Below are 16,243 nucleotides of genomic sequence, written 5' to 3'. Positions count from 1 at the left end.
AGCATGGACAAAAAAACGCCGTCAAGAAAATCCGGAGAACGCGACGTCGTCATCGTGGGCGGCGGCATTTCCGGCGCGGCCCTGGCTTTCGGACTGGCCGGAAAGGGCTGCAAGGTCACGGTGCTGGACGCGCCCACCCGCACCAACATGGCCTCGCGCACCAATGTGGGGCTGATCTGGTGCCAGTCCAAATTCCTGCATCTGCCGGAATACGCCCGCTGGGGCTTCATGTCCTCGCGGCTCTTTCCGGAACTGGTCCGGGAACTGGAAGAAATCTCCGGCCTGCGCGTGCCCGTGAACTTCACGGGCGGCCTGATTCCGGTGCTCGGCGCGGAGGATTTTCAGAAGCGCGCCGACTACATCGTCAAGCTGCGCGAAGCTCTGGGCGAATACCGGGGGGCCGTGATCGAACGCGGCGAGCTGGAAAAAAAGCTGCCCAAAATCCCCTTTGGTCCGGAGGTCTGCGGCGCGGCCTGGTGTGAGGAGGACGGCGTCATCGACCCGCTGGCCCTGTTGCGCGCCTACCGGGCGGCTCTGCCCCGGCTGGGGGCCGAATACGTGGAAACCATGGTGCTCGACGTGACCCCCCATGCGGGCGGCTACCGCGTCACCACCCGCAACGGGGACTATTTCTGCCGCCGCCTGGTGCTGGCCGCCGGCCTGGCAAACCGGCGCTTCGCCCGTTTCGCCGTGCCGGATCTGCCGGTCTATCCGGACAAGGGCCAGGTGCTGCTGGTGGAACGCCTGCCCATGGTCATGCCCATTCCGGTGCTGGGGGCCACCCAGACCTTCGGCGGCACGGTGATCATCGGCTTCAAGCATGAACGCGTGGGACACGACAGCGGCGTTGTTCCCGCCTCGGTGGCCACGGAAGGCCGCTGGGCCATGCGGGTCTGGCCGGAACTGGCGAAAAAACGCCTGATCCGGACCTGGTCCGGCCTGCGCGTCATGCCGGAAGACAATATGGCCATTTACAGCCACCTGCCCGGCCACCCCCAGGTGAGCCTGATCAATACCCACAGCGCCGTGACCATGGCCGCCGCGCACAGCCGTCTGCTGCCCGATTTCATTCTGGGCGGGGAGCTGCCCGAAACCGCGCGCGGCATGACGCTCAAACGCTTCGGCTTCGCCTGCTGAAAGGAGTTTTCATGCACAACGCCAACACAGCCACTGTGCGCATCATCTTTGACGGGCGGGCCCTGGACGTTCCGGCGGGCATCAGCGTGGCCGCCGCCGTGCTGGGGCACGCCCACGCCGGGCGTACCGCGACACATCCCGTGGACCACAGCCCGCGCGCGCCCTATTGCCTGATGGGCGTCTGTTTTGAATGCCTCATGGAAATCGACGGCGAAGCCGACGTCCAGTCCTGCCTGGTGCCCGTGCGGGAAGGCATGGTCGTGAACCGGCAGACGCCCCCGGAGGACAAGTGATGGACAAGCATACGGATGTCGTCATTGTCGGCGCGGGCCCGGCCGGTCTTGCCGCGGCCTGCGCGGCGCGTTCCTGCGGCCTGACGGTGACCCTGCTGGACGAGCAGGCCGCGCCGGGCGGGCAGTTGCTGCGCAATGTGGAAAGCCCCCTGGCCCAGGCCCTCATGGACCCCAGGGAACGTGAAACGGGCCTGCGCCTGGTGGAGGATTTCCGCGGCAGCGGCGCGACATACGTGCCGCGCGCCGTGGTCTGGGGCATGGAAGGACGCTGCCTTTCCTTCAGCGTGGACAATGTGCCGCAACGTTTGAGCGCGGCCAACGTCATTCTGGCCCCCGGCGGCATGGAACGGCCCGTGCCCTTTCCGGGCTGGACCCTGCCCGGCGTCATGGGCGCGGGCGGAGCGGACATTCTGCTGCGCTCCGGTGGCAGCCTCACGGCGGACAAGGGCGCCCCCGTGGTGCTGGCGGGCAACGGCCCCCTGCTGCTTCTGCTGGCCGGGCATCTGCTGGACGCGGGCGTGCGTATCGCGGCCTGGCTGGATACGGGCAGCCTGTCGCAACGTCTGCTCTCCGGCGCGGCCATGCCCGCCGCCCTGCTGGACCCGCCCTATCTGGGAAAAGGCCTGCGCATGGCCCTGCGCGTGCTCAGGGGCGGAGTGCCCGTCATCCGCAACGCGCGGGACATCCGGGCTCTGGGCGCGGACAGCCTGGAAAAGGTTTCCTATACCGTCAAGGGCGAAACGAGGGAACTTCCGGCCGCCGTGCTGCTGCGCCATGAGGGCATCATCCCCCGCGTCCAGATCTGTAACGCCCTGGGCGCGCGCCTGCGCTGGGACCGGGTCCAGCGCTGCTGGTATCCGGACGTGGACGCCAACGGTCGCACCAGCCTGGACGGCCTGTATGTGGCGGGCGACGGCGCCTATGTGCACGGCGGCGACGCCAGCCGCCTCAAGGGCCGGCTGGCCGGCATCGACGCTGCCCGGCGGCTGGGCGTCATCTCCCCGGCCGAAGCCGGACGCCGCGCGGCCAAGGCCCGGCGCAAACTGGCCGTGCTGCGCGCGGCGCGCGGCTTTTTGCGTTACGTCTTCGCGCCTGACCCGAAGATTTTCGACGTGCCGGACGAAACCTTGGTCTGCCGCTGTGAGTGCGTCAGCGCGGGCGCCATCCGCAAGGCCGTGGCCGAGGGCTTCCTCGAGGTCAACGAAGTCAAGCGCGTGACCCGTTGCGGCATGGGCCAATGCCAGGGGCGCATGTGCGGCCCGGCCCTGGCGGAGATTACGGCGGCGGCGCAGGGCGCGCGGCCCGACGCCGTGGGCTGCCTGCACATGCGCAGCCCCTTCCGCCCCGTGAAACTTGAAACCTACTGCAATCTCCACGCGCCGGAATGATCGCCATCCCGCGCAAGAGTAAAGAGAAAAGCTTTTGAGAATATATATCCCCGGAATTTGAAGCAGGCCCGCTTCGGCGTTTATCCGCGCAAATGGATTGCGCATACGCCCACGCGTCGGGCGGCTGCTTCCGCAGCCACCAGGGCCGTTTCAAAGTGAAATTGCCCGAACCCCCAGGAGTGACGGACATGCCCATTAACTGGATAGATTATTCCATCATCATCCTCTACCTTTTCGTGGTCGTTTACATCGGCTGGTGGGCCATGAAAAAGGTCTCCAACTTCGACGACTACGCCGTGGCCGGGCGCGGCCTGCCCATGAGCATCTTTTTCGCGGCCATCGCGGCCACGCTCTGCGGCGGCGGTGCCACCATCGGCCGGGTGGCCTTCATGCACACCACGGGCATTGTGGTTTTCGCCGGGTTGATGGGCGTGGTCATCAACCAGATTTTCTCCGGCCTGTACATCGCCGGGCGCGTGCACAACATCAAAAACGTCTACGGCCTGGGCGACCTCTGCGGCCTCTACTACGGCCATGCCGGGCGGCTTGTGTCCGCCGTGGTTTCCTTTCTCTTCTGCCTCGGGCTGTTCGGCGTGCAGATTCTGGCCATGGGCGCGATCATGCAGACGGCCACCGGCATCGACCTGATCCCGGCGGCCCTGATCTCCTCGGCCATCACCCTCGCCTACACCTGCTGCGGCGGCATGCTCGGCGTGACCATGACCGACGCCATCCAGTACGTGATCATTATTGTGGGCATAAGCCTCTGCGGCTGGCTGGCCATTGACCACGCCGGCGGTTTCGACGTCATGATGGCCAACCTTCAGGCCGCGCCCGCCTATGTCGACAATCTCAAAATCTTCGCGGACTGGTCACCCATCCAGGTCGTCAGCCTCTTTTTCGGCTTCCTGTTCGGCGAATTCTGCGCGCCCTACTTCATCCAGCGCTATGCCTCCACCAAGTCGGCCAAGGACAGCAAGGCGGGCGTGCTGATCTTCTCCGTGCACTGGATCTTCTTCCTGGCCACCACGGCGGGCATCGGCCTGGCCTCCATGGCCCTGCAACCCGACGTCAAGCCGGATCTGGCCTTCACCAACCTGATCCGCGACGTGCTGCCCGTGGGCATCACGGGCCTGGTGCTGGCCGCCCTGCTGGCCGCCGTGATGAGCTCGGCCGCAGCCTTCATCAACACCGCCTGCGTCTCCTACACGCGCGACATCTACAACAAGTTCATCAATCCCCAGGCGACCCAGGCCCAGATGCTGCGCCAGTCACGCCTTTCCACCCTGGTGGTGGGCGGCGGGGCCATTCTGGCGGCCATTACCTTTCAGGACGTCTTCGGCCTGATGCTCTATGTCTTCAAACTCTGGCCCTCCACCATCATTCCGCCCCTGCTCTGCGGCCTCCTCTGGGGCAGGATTTCGCCCTACGCGGGCGCGCCCGCCATGGTCATCGGCGGCCTGAGCTACCTGCTGTGGAGCGACAAAGTGCTGGGCGAGCCCTTCGGCATTCCGGCCAACCTGGTGGGCATGGGCATCAACTGCCTGGTCCTCTTTGTCATCCACCAGCTCATGAAAAATCGCCCGCCCCGAAGCGGCATGTACGCCCCGGAACAACTGTAATCCGAGCCCGTTCACGCAATCATTCAGGAGACTCCCATGCTGGAATTCACCAAGATACTGATCTATACATCCTTTGTGCTGAACATCGCCTGCGGCGTCTGGGTCTTTTTCGGCATCATCGGCTGGGTCCGCGATCTGCGCAAAAACTGATTTTCCGCGCTTCTTCCGCGTTGCAAGGAGACGGCCATGATTCTGAAAGGCGGCACACGATACTATGACACGCCCGTGGGCGTGCTCTGCCTGGATTCTCTCTTTCCCAAACCCAGGGGGCATCTGCGCAATCCCCTGACCTTCGGCTTTCCGGTGGTGACGCGGGTCATCACGGGCGTGGACGTCCCGCGCCTGTTGTTCAATCCCACGCCCGAGTTGCTGGAGCCCTTTGTGCAGGCCGCGCGGGAACTGGAAGCCGACGGCGTGCGCGCCGTCACCGGTTCCTGCGGCTTCATGGCCCGCTTCCAGGGGCAGATCGCGCGGGAACTCAAGGTGCCGGTACTGCTCTCAAGCCTCGTGCAGTTGCCGCTGCTGCGCCTGCTGCACGGAGAAAACGCGGTCATCGGCGTGCTCACGGCCAGCGCCGCAGCGCTCACGCCGGAGCTTTTCGCGGCCTGCGCCTCGAGCAGGGACGCGGTGCGCATTCAGGGCATGGACGAGCAGCCCGAATTCCGGGAAACCATATTGGAAAACAAGCGACACGATTTTGACCTGGACCGCCTGGAACAGGAAATCGTCGGCACGGCAAAAGCCTTCGCGCGGACGCAGGCCCTGGACGCCCTGCTGCTGGAATGCACGGATCTCTCGGCTTTTGCCGAACCTATTCAGAAGGCGACGGGCATCCCGGTCTACGACATCTGCGGGTTGGTGGAATACGCGGCCCATGCGGTGTGCCGCAGGAAGTGGGATCAAGGCCTGACATAAAGTTTCAACACGCTTTTTACTCAAGCCTTCAAACGTCAAACTCATTTTGCTGACAACGCGGAAGGGGCAAGGATGAGCAACCAGAAAATGATCACAGTCAGGCGGAATTCCCGTACGCTTATTTTTTCCGCAATTCCGCCTGATCCGCGGCAAAGGCTTGCCGCCTCTCTTCCCCCAAAGCAAAAGCCCAACGATCAAAGGCCGACCGGTCCATATGAAACAGCGCGTCCAGCTCCCGCACGGTCTGAGGAAAGACGATTTCCAGCTCCTTATTTTCAAGGCCGCTGAAAATGCACTCCACAGCCTCGTCCAGATCCACGGCGTCCGGCGGCGTGATTTTATCCATGAGGACCTGCCTTTCCGCCGCCGACAGGTTCTGGAATTCCGGCAGTTCTTCTGCCTCGCGCAGAAAAATGGGCGTTCGTACGTTGCTGGGGCAGATCACGCTGAAATCAAGGCCGCGCGGCCTGTATTCGTAGTGCAGGCAGCGGGTCATGGTGATGATTGCACTCTTGGTGGCGGCGTAGGCGGCCTGATAGGGCGGCGGCAGAAGGCCGCCAGCCGAGGCCATGTTGACGATATGTCCGGAACCTTGGGCCAGCATGAGAGGCAGCGCGCCGCAGGTTCCATAGACCACGCCCATGAGATTCAAATCTACCAGTTTGCGCCATTCCGCGAAAGAAATCTCTTCCGTGGGACGGGTCATAGGCCTGCCAGCGTTGTTGAACACGAAATCCAGATGCCCGGCAAAGTCCACCGCCTGCCGCAGTAGATCCAGCACCTTTTCTTCTCGTGTCACGTCAACGGATACGGCCCGCGCCGCCCCCGGAAAAACGGCGTCCAGCTCCCCAGCCCGGCGTACCGCCTCATCCTCGTCGCGATCCGCCATAAAGACGGCCTTGACACCGTCGCGCAGCAGACGCCGGGACATAGCCAGCCCGAAGCCCGATGCCGCGCCCGTGACCACGGCCACCTTATCTTTGAAATACGCGTTCATGAGTTCCCTCCCGACATGTTCCAGCGGGATCCGCAATGCCCGCCGCCTGTTGCGGTTTCAGATTCCCGTTTTTCTCCGGCGCGCAATTGGACAGCAGGCAACGCCGGGCCACCAAGGCCGTCACGGGTTTGGCGATCAACAACCCGTAGACGGTCTGCAGAAGCGCGAAGCGATAAAGATCCAGCACGGCGAGATCGAAAAACCACATGAAGAACCAGAAAACAAATGCCGTCAGGGGCATCAGGGCAACGGCAAAACACAGGGTCAGAAGCCGAGGGTCAGCGGGCAGACGCCGGAGCGGCGACAGAGTGGACGGGCTGCAGAGCACTTCCTCGTTGCGCCGCGCCAGCAAAATTTTGCGTGCTGTCACGGGCACTATGCGAAGGGCGAGGATGCACCCCATGATCAACCCCGGAATATACACGAACTCCAGGCGGGTGGGCAGGACCAGCAAGACTCGCTCCCGTACCTCCACGCCGCCCAAAAGGGCTCCGGCTATCAAAGCGAAGCCGAGATTGATGACCACGCTGTCCAACGCTTCCAGCACGTAACCGATTTTCGGCAGCGGCGCTTTGACCGCAGACGGATCTATGCCTTCATGCGGACAGGCCAGGGCACTAGCGCGGCAATCGCGCTGAATATAGCGATAGACCGCGAATTCCGCGATCTTCGCGCTCAGAATGAGGGAATAGATCAGCTTGAAAAGCAAAAATTGGTCGAAATCCAGTCTCTCCAGTCCGTAAAAACGGCAAATGGAGGTGGTGAGTAGAACGGTAAGAGGCGTGAACAGCGCGGCGCACAGCGCCGCAAAAGGCACGGCACGCCGGGGCAGCAGGCGCATCAGCCGACTTTCCGTCGGGGGGACCGGCAAGAGACCGCGCCGAGCCAGCCCGCTCATGATCCGCCACACGCAGGCGGTGGTGACCACGGACGTTATCAGGCCACAAAAAAACGCGTCCCGAGCCAGCCCGCCAAGACCCATGCCGCCGCCGGGCCAGAAAATCACGGCGGCCAGCATGTTGACGGCCAGCGTGACCAAGACGGCCGCTTTTGTATTCACATAGGGCAGGGCCGCGCGTAGGCTGTTGCTCATGCGCTCTCCCAAGAAGTCTCATGAGTTGTTCAGCACGCGAGGATGCTCTCCAATCCTCCTCGCGGCCTATTTCCTCTTCAGCCCCAACCGTTCCACCACGGCCTCGGCGCCCAGGCGGGCGAATTCGGCCACGTCCCGGCCCTGGCGCGCGCTTTCCGGCAACAGCAGTTCGGGCCGGTTCGCCAGGCTCTTGTCCGGCGTGACCCCGTATTCCGGCGGAAAGGCATCGTTGAAATACATGTCCTGAAAGCCCGCGAACTTCAGGCTGTGGGCCGTGGCGTCCAGCACCGCGTGCTCGTCGCCGCCGATGAGCCCCAGCGCGCGGGCGTTCAACAGGCCAGCCAGGCATTCGCCGCCCTGGGTGCAGGCGATGTGCCCGTGGCGGTTGGCCTGGATCATGGCGTCCATGATCTGCTGTTCCGTGACCTGGACCACCTGGAAGGCCGTTTCCCCGCCCGCCTCCACAAAGCGCTCGGCCAGCCGCCGCACGCGCGGGAAAGACACGGGATTGCCGATCATGGCGGCCTGGGCCACGCTGGGCGTGACCGTCACCGGCTGCCAGTGGCGGGTCTCTTTGGGCGCGGCATAGTAGCGCCAGACCGGGTCCGCGTGTTCGGACTGCACGCCGAAGACGCGCGGCAGGCTCGTGATGATGCCCAGGTCCAGCATTTTAAGAAAGCCGGACATGATTGCCGTGACATTGCCCGCGTTGCCGATGGGCACAAAAAGGCAGAGATCGGCCACGTCCCAGCCGTACCACTGGGCCACTTCATAGGCGTAGGATTCCTGGCCCAGAATGCGCCAGCTGTTCTTGGAATTGAGCAGGGCCACGCGGTAGTTTTCCGCCAGATGTTCCACCACCTTCATGCAGTCGTCGAACACGCCGGGCAGTTCCAGTACCGTGGCTCCGCTGCCCAAGGGCTGCGAGAGCTGCTGGGGCGTGACCTTGCCGTGGGGCAGCAGCACCACGGACTTGAGCGGCGCGCCCACATAGGCCGCGTACAGGGCCGCTGCCGCTGAGGTGTCGCCTGTGGAGGCGCAGACCGTGAGCACCTCGTCCCACTCGTGACGGCGGCAGAGCCATTTCAGATAGCTGAAGGCGCAGGCCATGCCCCGGTCCTTGAAGGAAGCGCTGGGATTCTGGCCGTCGTTCTTGTAGGCGAAGGGCAGGCCCACGCGGTCCCGCAGGGCGGGCGCGGCCTCCACGATGGGGGTCAGGCCTTCGCCCAGGTAGACGATGTCCTCTTGTTCCAGCAGCGGGGCCAGCAGTTCGTAATAGCGAAAAATGCCCTTGAGCGCCGTGTCGCGCGTGGCCGCGCGGGCATCGAACAGCTCCCGCCAGGCCGCGCCGCCGCGCTCTTTCAGGCGCTCGAAGTCCAGGTTTTCCAGCAGGAACACGCCGCCGCACTGCGGGCAGGTGTAGAGCAGGCTGTCGCCGGGATAACGCGCCCCGCAGTCCAGACAGACATATTCCATGCGGCCGCGATAGGCCGGAAAATCAGAATGGGACATAGTGCGGCATCACTCCTTGTGTTTGCTCTTCAACCAGCTTTTTTCCGTCCCGGCCCGCAGGCGGGCGATGTTCTCGCGGTGCTTCCAGACCACCAGGGCCAGCAGACAGAGACTCAAGGGCAGCCAGCTCCAGATGCCGCTGAGCAGCAGAAGCAGGGGCAGGGCCGCCACCAGGGTCAGGGACCCCAGGGAGACATAGCCGCTGCGCCAGATCACCAGCAGGCAGAGCGCGGCGGCGATAAGCAACTGCCAGAAGGCCAGGGGCAGAAACACGCCGATGCTGGTGGCCACGGCCTTGCCGCCCTTGAACTTCATGAAGCAGGAAAAGACATGCCCCAGCACGCAGGCCAGGCCGGTCAGGCTGACAAAGACAGGGGACGGATTGATGGCCAGCGCGGCCCAGACCGGCAACGCGCCTTTGAGCACGTCGCAGAGCAGGGTTGCCACGCCCCAGCCGAAACCGCAGAGCCGGGAGACGTTGGTGGCCCCGGTGCTGCGGCTGCCGTCCGTGCGGGGGTCAATGCCGCAGAAGGTTTTGGCGATGACCAGTCCCCAGGGCACGGAACCCAGCACATAGGCCACCGCTATCCAGAGTGCCTGCACAAGCATGTTTTTCTCCTCCCGAAAACCGGACTGACCCAAGGCAGGCGTATCTTGCCCGCCGTGATTCTCCGGGGAGAACAACCTCACGCACGCCGCCCGCGTCATCCGGCATTTTTTGCTGCTCACGTACCTGAGTACGCTGCGCGCGAAAAACGTCGGATTCCTCGACAGCGCACGAAAATCTTATTCTCCGCCGGATTCCCCCGGCACCAGCCATCCGCCTCCGCTACGCTCCGGCGGAGTAAAGGAGGCTTTGCCCAACAATGCCGGGCAACATTCAGAATTATATTTCCTGAGTGTACCCTGCTGTCTTTCAATAACTTTCAGTTGCGCCAGCCTGGCGGGTCTACCCTTCCAGGGTGGCGGCCTCCACGATCTGTATCTCATTATACAGCGGATGCACCTTGCCCAGGCGCACTTCCACGGCCATGCCTGGACAGGCCCGCTCGTCGAACATCCGGCGCTTGCCGCGCACGAAAATGCCCTGATCCGGCAGGCTCACGCTGACAAAGGCGTCGTTCTCCTCGGTGATCACACCGGGCCACCAGGCCTTGTCCCCCTTCTGGCGGAAGAAAAGCAGCTTCCAGTAGCGGGGCCGGAAGCGCTGCACCTGCCCGGCGGCTTCCAGCACGGGCGAAAGGCTGTTCAGCAGTTCCGCCAGCCCGCTTTCATCCCAGCGTGCCTGCCCGGCGCGCAGAAAATGCACCACCTGGGCCTCGTTGACAAGGTCCGGGTAGCGGCGCAAAGGCGAAGTCACAGGGGTGTAGCGGGGCAGGCCCAGAGCCGCGTGGGGCCGGGCCTGGAGTTCCAGGCTGGAGGGCGTCAGCGCCCGCATGATCCGGGCCATGTCCTGGGGCGCGGTCCAGACGCCCGCGTATTCCTTGGGCAGGGCCACGTCCTGGGTCCGGTGGAGCATGGGCAGCCCACGCTCCCGCGCCCATTCGGCCACGGCGGCGCTGGCCAGAATCATGGTTTCCGCCACCAGCATCTGGGCATCCGGGGCCGGATCGTCCGGGGACACGTCCACGCGCAGTTCCGCGCCTTCACCTTCCAGGCGGATCACCGGATCGGGCCGGTCCATGATCACGGCTCCGGCCGCGATGCGTGCCTTCTGCCGCCGCCGGGCCAGATCCAGGCCCAGGCGCAGTTGCTCCGCGTGGAGCGCGGCGGGATTGTCCGGAAGAGCCGCCTCCGCGCCGCCGGACGTTTCCACCCGCCCTTGCGCGGCCAGGGCGTCCAGCACGGCCTGGCTGTCCTTGTAGGTCAGGTTGGCGGCCAGACGCGCCCTGGCGACAAAAACCTCGCACGCGCCCGCCTGGCCTTCGCTGTCCACAACCACCCGCACGCAGAGCGCCGGACGCGGCTCGCCCGCCAGCAGGGAAAAGGCCCCGGTGCCCAGCGTCTCGGGCAGCATGTGGCATGTGCCTTCCGGCAGATAAATGCTGGTGCCCCGGTGCAGCACGGCCTTGTCCAGCGGCCCGCCGAAGGGCCAGAGCAGGGCCGGACAGGCCAGGGCCAGGGTCAGGCTGCACCCCGCGCCGTCGCTCTGGACGAAAAAGGCATCGTCCACATCGCGGGTGCTGGCGCTGTCAATGCTCACAAAGGGCAGCTCGCAGAGCGGCAGGTCCGCCGCTGCCGGGTCGTCCCCGCAGGCCGCCCGCGCCAGGGCCTCCACCTCGTCGGCGCGCTCCTGCCACCATGTATCGTCCGGCGCGTAGTCGGCCCGGTCCAGCCAGAAATTGTAGTGCGGCGGCAACTCGCCCCAGGCGACCAGCAGTTGCAGGGGCAGATGCGGCACGTCGGGCAGGCCCTTGGCGAGCATGCGCCAGAGCGCTTCATGCTCCTGGCTTTCCGGATCAATCATCCGGGCGCGCAGCAGCTCTTTGAGGCGGTCCGCCACTTCGGGCGCGGGCCATTCCGAACCGCTTTCCGCGCCGGACAGTCCGGAGAGGGCGGGCGGGGGCGGCAGAGGACGCTTTTTGCAGGCCACATCCCAGAGCAGGCGGAAAAAAGCCGCCCCGCCCGCGATAAGCGCCTCGCGTTCCTCCCGGCTTTTCTGCTCGGCCAGGCGCTTTTCCACGGTTTCAGCGGAAAAGACCTGAAAATCCGGCGGCTGGAAACGAAAATGGCTTTTGCAGGCCAGCAGCGCGCGGCCGTAAGCGGACACCTGGTCCGGATCGGGGTCGCTGACAAAGAGCTCGGCAAACCATTGGGCCTGGGCCGTCGCCACTTCGCCCTGGGCCAGTTCCCAGGCGTCCATGACCGGCACCGCGGCGGCCAGTTCCTCCCTGGCCTTTTTGTGTGTTTCCAGCAGGCGCACCGCCCCTTCCCGGCCCGCGTCGGCCGCGTGCAGCGGCCCGAGCCAGGGCAGCAGGCGCGCCGCCGTCAGCCGCGTTTCCCGCCGATTGGGCAGCAAAAGGCGCAGGCGGCCCCCGGCTTCTTCGGTGACCATGGCGATCTGGACGGCATTGCCCTCCATATATTCCACAATGCAGCCCGGCGCGGGATAGCGCACACAACCCGGCATAAACGCTCCTTTAGTCCGAACATCCTCATGACAGCCTGACGCAGAGAATCCAGCATTTTTGCCGTTCTGGCAAGCCCTGGGCGGTGAGAGCCCCTGCCAGCGCGGACGCGCCTGCGGCTTGCCGCTCGGATGGGGTTCTGCGGGCTCTCCCCGCATCGCGCCTGGATCGGGCCGGATCGGGCCGGCGCAATCCGAGGCTTCCTTCCCCGCACGTTTCAGAGTACGCTGAAATCGCCCCCGCCCCGCCCCCGCTTGCCCACGCCTGTTGCCCTGCCCGTCGCCCTGAACCCGGAGCGCCCATGCCCGCCGCTTTTCCCCTGAATACCGCCGTCCTCTATTTCAGACCCCGCCTGCACCAAGCCCTGGAAGGCATTTTTTCCCGGCCCCTGACCCTGATCGAAGCGCCCATGGGCTACGGCAAAACCGTGGCCGCGCGCGACGTCCTGGGCAAGCGCGAGATCCGGCAGGTCTGGACCTCGGTGATGGGCAACAGCGAGGACGCGTTCTGGCGCGATTTCTGCCGGGCCCTGAGACGGAGCTTTCCGCAGGCCCAAGACACGCTGGAATCCCTGCTGCGCCTGGGGTCTCCGCGCGACGCCGGGCGCCTGGCCGCGGCCCCGCAAAAAACACACAGCCGGTTTTCTCCGCCACATACGGGAGAACACCGGCTGTGTGTTTTCAACCATACCGTGCGCTATCCCTCGTGGATTTCCTCCACAGCGGTCACATTATTGTCCTCCGTGGTAATCAGCAGCCATTTGTCACGCTGCTGTATATAATACTGCCACTTTTCGCCCGGGCGGTTCGACTCCTCGGCGCCTTCCTCAAGGGCCGCCAGCCTGGAAGCCGTCACAACGGCTTCAGGGTCAAATCCCTTTGTTTTCAGGACGACGCGGATCTGGTTTCTCACCGCTTCCGGCATCCGGGCATCCTTGGCCTCAACCGGCACCACATGTGATGCGGCCTGTTTTTCATCCGCCATTGCACCCTCCTTTTTGTCCATTTTTTCTATGACAACCTTGGAGGCGTCGCCATAGACCACCGTACCGGCCAGAATCTTCAATTTGAATTTGTCCCATGGGCCGCCCCAATCCCTGATTGTCTGTTCTCTGGCTTTCAGGAAGGCCTTGCCGATGGATGTTCCTGGTTCCAGCAGATATTTTCCGAAATAGCCCACAAGGTAATCCGCAAAGAACATGCTCGTTTCATGGCTGTAATTGCTCGTTGTGCTCCCGATCACGGCCCAGGCTTTCCGCTTCAGATACACGTTGGCCAGGGGTAGACCCTTTCCTTTACCGCATTTTTGCGGATCAAAAAGCTGCGCGCCGTGGCAGGCTCTTTCCAACAAAATAACGCCATCCTCCAGGGCCGCGTCCAGCATACCGACGTGCACGGCCTCATAGCGGACAGACGGATCGCCGTTGCTCTCCCCTACCAGAAAGGTGGAGCGGACCCCGCCGTGCAGCACGTGTGCGTGGACCTTCCGTCTATAGGATGTGACAGTATCCCAGCACGGGCCGTTGTGCGGACAAGTGGCATACGACTTGTTCGCGCCGTACACCAAGTGCAGCAGTCCCTTCAGGGCAGGCTCGCGGCGCTGGGTGCATACGGCCCACGGCTCCTCCGCATACTCGGGCGCGGTCTTGCCCGGGCTCATGGCCTGCTGCACGGCATTCTCCAGCACCAGCTTTCCTTCCGCGGCGTCGTTCACCACATCGGGAATCCTGGTCACAATCCGCTTCGGATCAAGGAAATGCCGTACATCGTCAGAACACGGGTAGGCGCAGGCATACGGCAGGTCACTCTGGATCACTTTCGCGTCATCCGTCGGGTCTTTCAACTCCTGAAAGGCGACAATGTCGCCCGCGCCGACAAGAACCACGCAATCGGGATTTTTCTTGTCAAAAATGGCGTCCACGGCCGCTTTTGTCTGCGCCTTGTTATTGTCCCGCACAGGGGGGGCGATATTCTCCATATCGATCCGATCATCAATGCAATAAAGCGTACTTTCCGGATCCGTCTTTTTATGATGGTTGTTCAATTCCACCAGGAGGTTCAGCACGGCGTCACGATCGGATCCGTATTTCTCAGTCAGAGCGGATTTATTGGTGACAAGCATGACTTTCATGAATTATTCTCCAACCGGCGCATGGCCGCATCTTGTCGCGTCCCTGCGGACGCGTTGATTATTCAGGCTCAGGAGCAGCGGTTTCCGTCTCTTCACCGGCATGGTCCGCCGCTTTGACAGTGGATGGGGCGGCAGTCGCAAAAACCGGCGTGACCTTCCAGAAAATCTCGTTCTTGCTGAATGTCAGCCACGGGCTGTCCCTGTGCGGCCCCAGATACGGCTGATCCGCATAAAGGACGTTTTTGACGCAGAGCGGAGCGGCGATGTCTATGGAGCCGTCCGGCAGACATCTTTTCTGTTCGAACACCCATTTCTGGCCCGATATATGCCAGTCCCGCGCCCAGCAAAAAACGTACGACCGCTCCCAGGCGCACAGATAGACATGTTCCTTGTCCGCCTGCGGCATCGGAGGGAGGCGCAGCTTCACCGCCTGGCCCGCCTTCAGTGTGCCGGGCGTCGCCGGATCGCCGGGCAGGACGGCTTCCAGAACAACCGGCTTTTCCCCCATGGTGGGACACGTCAGACAAGTGCCGGAAAGGGATATCCGCTCCGCCCCGGCCAGGGCCCTCTTTTCCATCCTGTCTCTGACGGAAGCGCTCCGTCCCTGCTCGATCCAGACCTTCCTGAGCAAGTCGGCCAGAATCTTCCTGCCCATTGCGGCATCGTCGGAAGCCGGCATTTTAAGCGCAAGTTGCAAGCGCAATGGCACGACGCGCTCCGGCGGAATATCGTCAAGGAATATCCGGTGCCCGGCCAGAATCGCCTTGACATCTTGCAGATGGGCTTTCGCGGCCTCCTGAAACGCGGCCAGATCTTCCGGGCTGATGCTGCCCTGGCCCCAGTCATTCTCACAACGTCGCAGCGTTGCCACCTCGGGCGGATTTATGCCGCCGTCCCTCAGACTGAGGAAAAGCAGGCAGTTGCACCACTCCCGAGATTGATCGCTCTTTCCGGAACGCAGAACGTTATCGATCAGTTCCGCATTCTTATCTGTGGAAATGCTGTCGTGCCCGAGATCCGCGTATGTATTCAGATCAAAATCTCCGGAAATGGTACTGTTGATGCATTGCAGGGCATAGAGCATCTGTTTGAAAGCGCTCATGAAAAGCGACGGGTTGTCCCGCTTCAGTTTCTTCTTCGCCCATTGGGCTTTCATGGAAAAAGACTGGCAGGCATAATCGGGCTGATGCCCGGCCAGAGCATGCCCGAGAAAGGCCATGGAATTATAATGCGGATTATCTTGCAGCAGGGGCACCAGATCATCATACCACTTTGGTTCCGGAGGCGTGAGATCCTGAATTTTCATGTCCTCCATCTGCACATCATTCATGAACCAGGCCGGGATGCCTGCAAAATACTGATGCGCCCATGTGTCGGCCAGCACATGCATGCACAGACCGACGGCATGCAGATGGGAAGCTCGTTTTTGCTTGAGGATATTGACCATACCCTTGACAGTTGGGCTGTTGGGCAGACAGAGAAGTTTGAACTGTTCTCGCGCTTCCTCATCGTAATACCAGATGGAATACGTGCCCAGGTCTAAGGTCGCGCCCTGATATTCAAGCACGCTTCCGTGCGCGCTGAAGTTGCCGGGCAGATAATGAAAGCAGGGCCAGGTGCGCAACACTTCGTCAAGGAAGGCCGTGCTCCATTCCCTGTTGCCTGCCCGTATGGCGGCGTCGCTGTGGGCCGTGGGGATAATGGAAGCGGGATCATCGTGCAGGCCCTTGAGCGCTTCATGCCCGTCAGCCTCCTCCATGACGGCCCGCAGGACGTCCAGAGTGCATTCGTCCACGAATCCGGCGCTCCGGGCGATGACAAGAGCGTCCTGCGCGCTGTATCCGGCAAGCCGGGCTGCCGCATAGGTACCGTAATAATGAAAATCCTTGTTCATACGCATGCTCCTTGAATGCGTCACACTCTGGGGAAGTGGCGGCGAAACGTCCTCCGCAACAGGGCGGAGTCAAAAAACCTCCCCTGCGGGCCGCGCCCATAAAAAGGCGCGGCCCTGTTAACGGCCGGAGCGGG

13 protein-coding genes are annotated in these 16,243 nt (G+C 63.3%); 6 read left to right on the top strand and 7 right to left on the bottom strand.

Translation table 11 applies throughout. The features are described 5' to 3' along the window. The first annotated feature begins 3 nt into the window (after nt 1-3). The 5 genes from HMPREF0326_RS03995 (at nt 4) to HMPREF0326_RS03975 (ending at nt 5,355) form a co-directional block, all read left to right on the top strand. Nucleotides 4-1,137, top strand: a complete 1,134-nt coding sequence (locus tag HMPREF0326_RS03995; protein WP_008683096.1) for an NAD(P)/FAD-dependent oxidoreductase — start codon at nt 4-6, stop codon at nt 1,135-1,137. 11 nt (nt 1,138-1,148) lie between these two features. After that, on the top strand, nt 1,149-1,430 hold the full coding sequence (locus HMPREF0326_RS03990) for a (2Fe-2S)-binding protein (protein WP_008683094.1): 282 nt from the start codon (nt 1,149-1,151) through the stop codon (nt 1,428-1,430). Continuing rightward, entirely contained in the window at nt 1,430-2,818 is a 1,389-nt protein-coding gene (locus HMPREF0326_RS03985; RefSeq protein ID WP_020990234.1) for a (2Fe-2S)-binding protein, read from the top strand. The genes HMPREF0326_RS03990 and HMPREF0326_RS03985 overlap by 1 nt, the downstream gene beginning before the upstream one ends. A 188-nt stretch (nt 2,819-3,006) precedes the next feature. Next, nucleotides 3,007-4,440, top strand: a complete 1,434-nt coding sequence (locus HMPREF0326_RS03980) for a sodium:solute symporter family protein (RefSeq protein WP_009302513.1) — start codon at nt 3,007-3,009, stop codon at nt 4,438-4,440. A 186-nt stretch (nt 4,441-4,626) separates the two neighbouring features. Then, nucleotides 4,627-5,355, top strand: a complete 729-nt coding sequence (locus HMPREF0326_RS03975) for an aspartate/glutamate racemase family protein (RefSeq protein ID WP_020990233.1) — start codon at nt 4,627-4,629, stop codon at nt 5,353-5,355. A gap of 118 nt (nt 5,356-5,473) precedes the next feature. Here HMPREF0326_RS03975 and HMPREF0326_RS03970 read toward each other — a convergent pair whose 3' ends face one another. From HMPREF0326_RS03970 to HMPREF0326_RS03950, 5 genes are all read right to left on the bottom strand, one after another. Then, the gene (locus HMPREF0326_RS03970; protein WP_008683086.1) at nt 5,474-6,352 is read right to left on the bottom strand and encodes an SDR family oxidoreductase; all 879 of its coding nucleotides are present in this window, start codon (nt 6,350-6,352) and stop codon (nt 5,474-5,476) included. Then, nucleotides 6,330-7,445, bottom strand: a complete 1,116-nt coding sequence (locus HMPREF0326_RS03965) for a hypothetical protein (RefSeq protein ID WP_020990232.1) — start codon at nt 7,443-7,445, stop codon at nt 6,330-6,332. The genes HMPREF0326_RS03970 and HMPREF0326_RS03965 overlap by 23 nt, the downstream gene beginning before the upstream one ends. Nucleotides 7,446-7,511: 66 nt before the next feature. Then, nucleotides 7,512-8,957 carry a threonine synthase gene (thrC, locus tag HMPREF0326_RS03960; protein ID WP_008683082.1) on the bottom strand — a complete coding sequence of 482 codons (1,446 nt, stop codon included), beginning with the start codon at nt 8,955-8,957 and terminating at the stop codon, nt 7,512-7,514. A 9-nt stretch (nt 8,958-8,966) separates the two neighbouring features. Continuing rightward, a complete protein-coding gene (gene plsY, locus HMPREF0326_RS03955; RefSeq protein WP_020990231.1) occupies nt 8,967-9,566 on the bottom strand; it encodes a glycerol-3-phosphate 1-O-acyltransferase PlsY in 600 nt (199 codons plus the stop codon). Between the two features lie 340 nt (nt 9,567-9,906). Then, nucleotides 9,907-12,087, bottom strand: coding sequence for a ribonuclease catalytic domain-containing protein (locus HMPREF0326_RS03950; RefSeq protein ID WP_008683078.1), 2,181 nt, complete (start codon nt 12,085-12,087; stop codon nt 9,907-9,909). A 299-nt stretch (nt 12,088-12,386) separates the two neighbouring features. On the opposite strand from HMPREF0326_RS03950, the gene HMPREF0326_RS15865 reads away from it, so the two are divergent. Then, nucleotides 12,387-12,866: a hypothetical protein gene (locus HMPREF0326_RS15865; protein WP_008683076.1), complete on the top strand. Its 480-nt coding sequence runs from the start codon at nt 12,387-12,389 to the stop codon at nt 12,864-12,866. On the opposite strand, the gene HMPREF0326_RS03940 is transcribed toward HMPREF0326_RS15865, so the two are convergent. Beyond that, nucleotides 12,782-14,215 carry a hypothetical protein gene (locus HMPREF0326_RS03940; protein ID WP_008683073.1) on the bottom strand — a complete coding sequence of 478 codons (1,434 nt, stop codon included), beginning with the start codon at nt 14,213-14,215 and terminating at the stop codon, nt 12,782-12,784. The genes HMPREF0326_RS15865 and HMPREF0326_RS03940 overlap by 85 nt on opposite strands. Before the next feature lie 58 nt (nt 14,216-14,273). Next, the gene (locus tag HMPREF0326_RS03935; RefSeq protein ID WP_020990230.1) at nt 14,274-16,109 is read right to left on the bottom strand and encodes a DUF6765 family protein; all 1,836 of its coding nucleotides are present in this window, start codon (nt 16,107-16,109) and stop codon (nt 14,274-14,276) included. Nucleotides 16,110-16,243: the final 134 nt, after the last annotated feature.

Origin of the sequence: Desulfovibrio sp. 3_1_syn3 (genome assembly GCF_000145315.2) — a bacterium.
In the GTDB taxonomy this organism is placed as follows: Bacteria; Desulfobacterota; Desulfovibrionia; order Desulfovibrionales; family Desulfovibrionaceae; genus Desulfovibrio; species Desulfovibrio fairfieldensis.
Note: the sequence above shows the minus strand (reverse complement) of the source record. Positions and strands in the feature narration are given on the sequence as shown.

Bases quoted from the DNA above. Each gene is read 5' to 3' on its own strand.
- HMPREF0326_RS03940 (WP_008683073.1), bottom strand. From the start codon at position 14,215: ATGAAAGTCATGCTTGTCACCAATAAATCCGCTCTGACTGAGAAATAC.
- HMPREF0326_RS03970 (WP_008683086.1), bottom strand. From the start codon at position 6,352: ATGAACGCGTATTTCAAAGATAAGGTGGCCGTGGTCACGGGCGCGGCA.
- HMPREF0326_RS03995 (WP_008683096.1), top strand. From the start codon at position 4: ATGGACAAAAAAACGCCGTCAAGAAAATCCGGAGAACGCGACGTCGTC.
- thrC (WP_008683082.1), bottom strand. From the start codon at position 8,957: ATGTCCCATTCTGATTTTCCGGCCTATCGCGGCCGCATGGAATATGTC.
- HMPREF0326_RS03980 (WP_009302513.1), top strand. From the start codon at position 3,007: ATGCCCATTAACTGGATAGATTATTCCATCATCATCCTCTACCTTTTC.
- HMPREF0326_RS03935 (WP_020990230.1), bottom strand. From the start codon at position 16,109: ATGAACAAGGATTTTCATTATTACGGTACCTATGCGGCAGCCCGGCTT.
- HMPREF0326_RS15865 (WP_008683076.1), top strand. From the start codon at position 12,387: ATGCCCGCCGCTTTTCCCCTGAATACCGCCGTCCTCTATTTCAGACCC.
- HMPREF0326_RS03985 (WP_020990234.1), top strand. From the start codon at position 1,430: ATGGACAAGCATACGGATGTCGTCATTGTCGGCGCGGGCCCGGCCGGT.
- HMPREF0326_RS03950 (WP_008683078.1), bottom strand. From the start codon at position 12,087: ATGCCGGGTTGTGTGCGCTATCCCGCGCCGGGCTGCATTGTGGAATAT.
- HMPREF0326_RS03965 (WP_020990232.1), bottom strand. From the start codon at position 7,445: ATGAGCAACAGCCTACGCGCGGCCCTGCCCTATGTGAATACAAAAGCG.
- HMPREF0326_RS03990 (WP_008683094.1), top strand. From the start codon at position 1,149: ATGCACAACGCCAACACAGCCACTGTGCGCATCATCTTTGACGGGCGG.
- plsY (WP_020990231.1), bottom strand. From the start codon at position 9,566: ATGCTTGTGCAGGCACTCTGGATAGCGGTGGCCTATGTGCTGGGTTCC.
- HMPREF0326_RS03975 (WP_020990233.1), top strand. From the start codon at position 4,627: ATGATTCTGAAAGGCGGCACACGATACTATGACACGCCCGTGGGCGTG.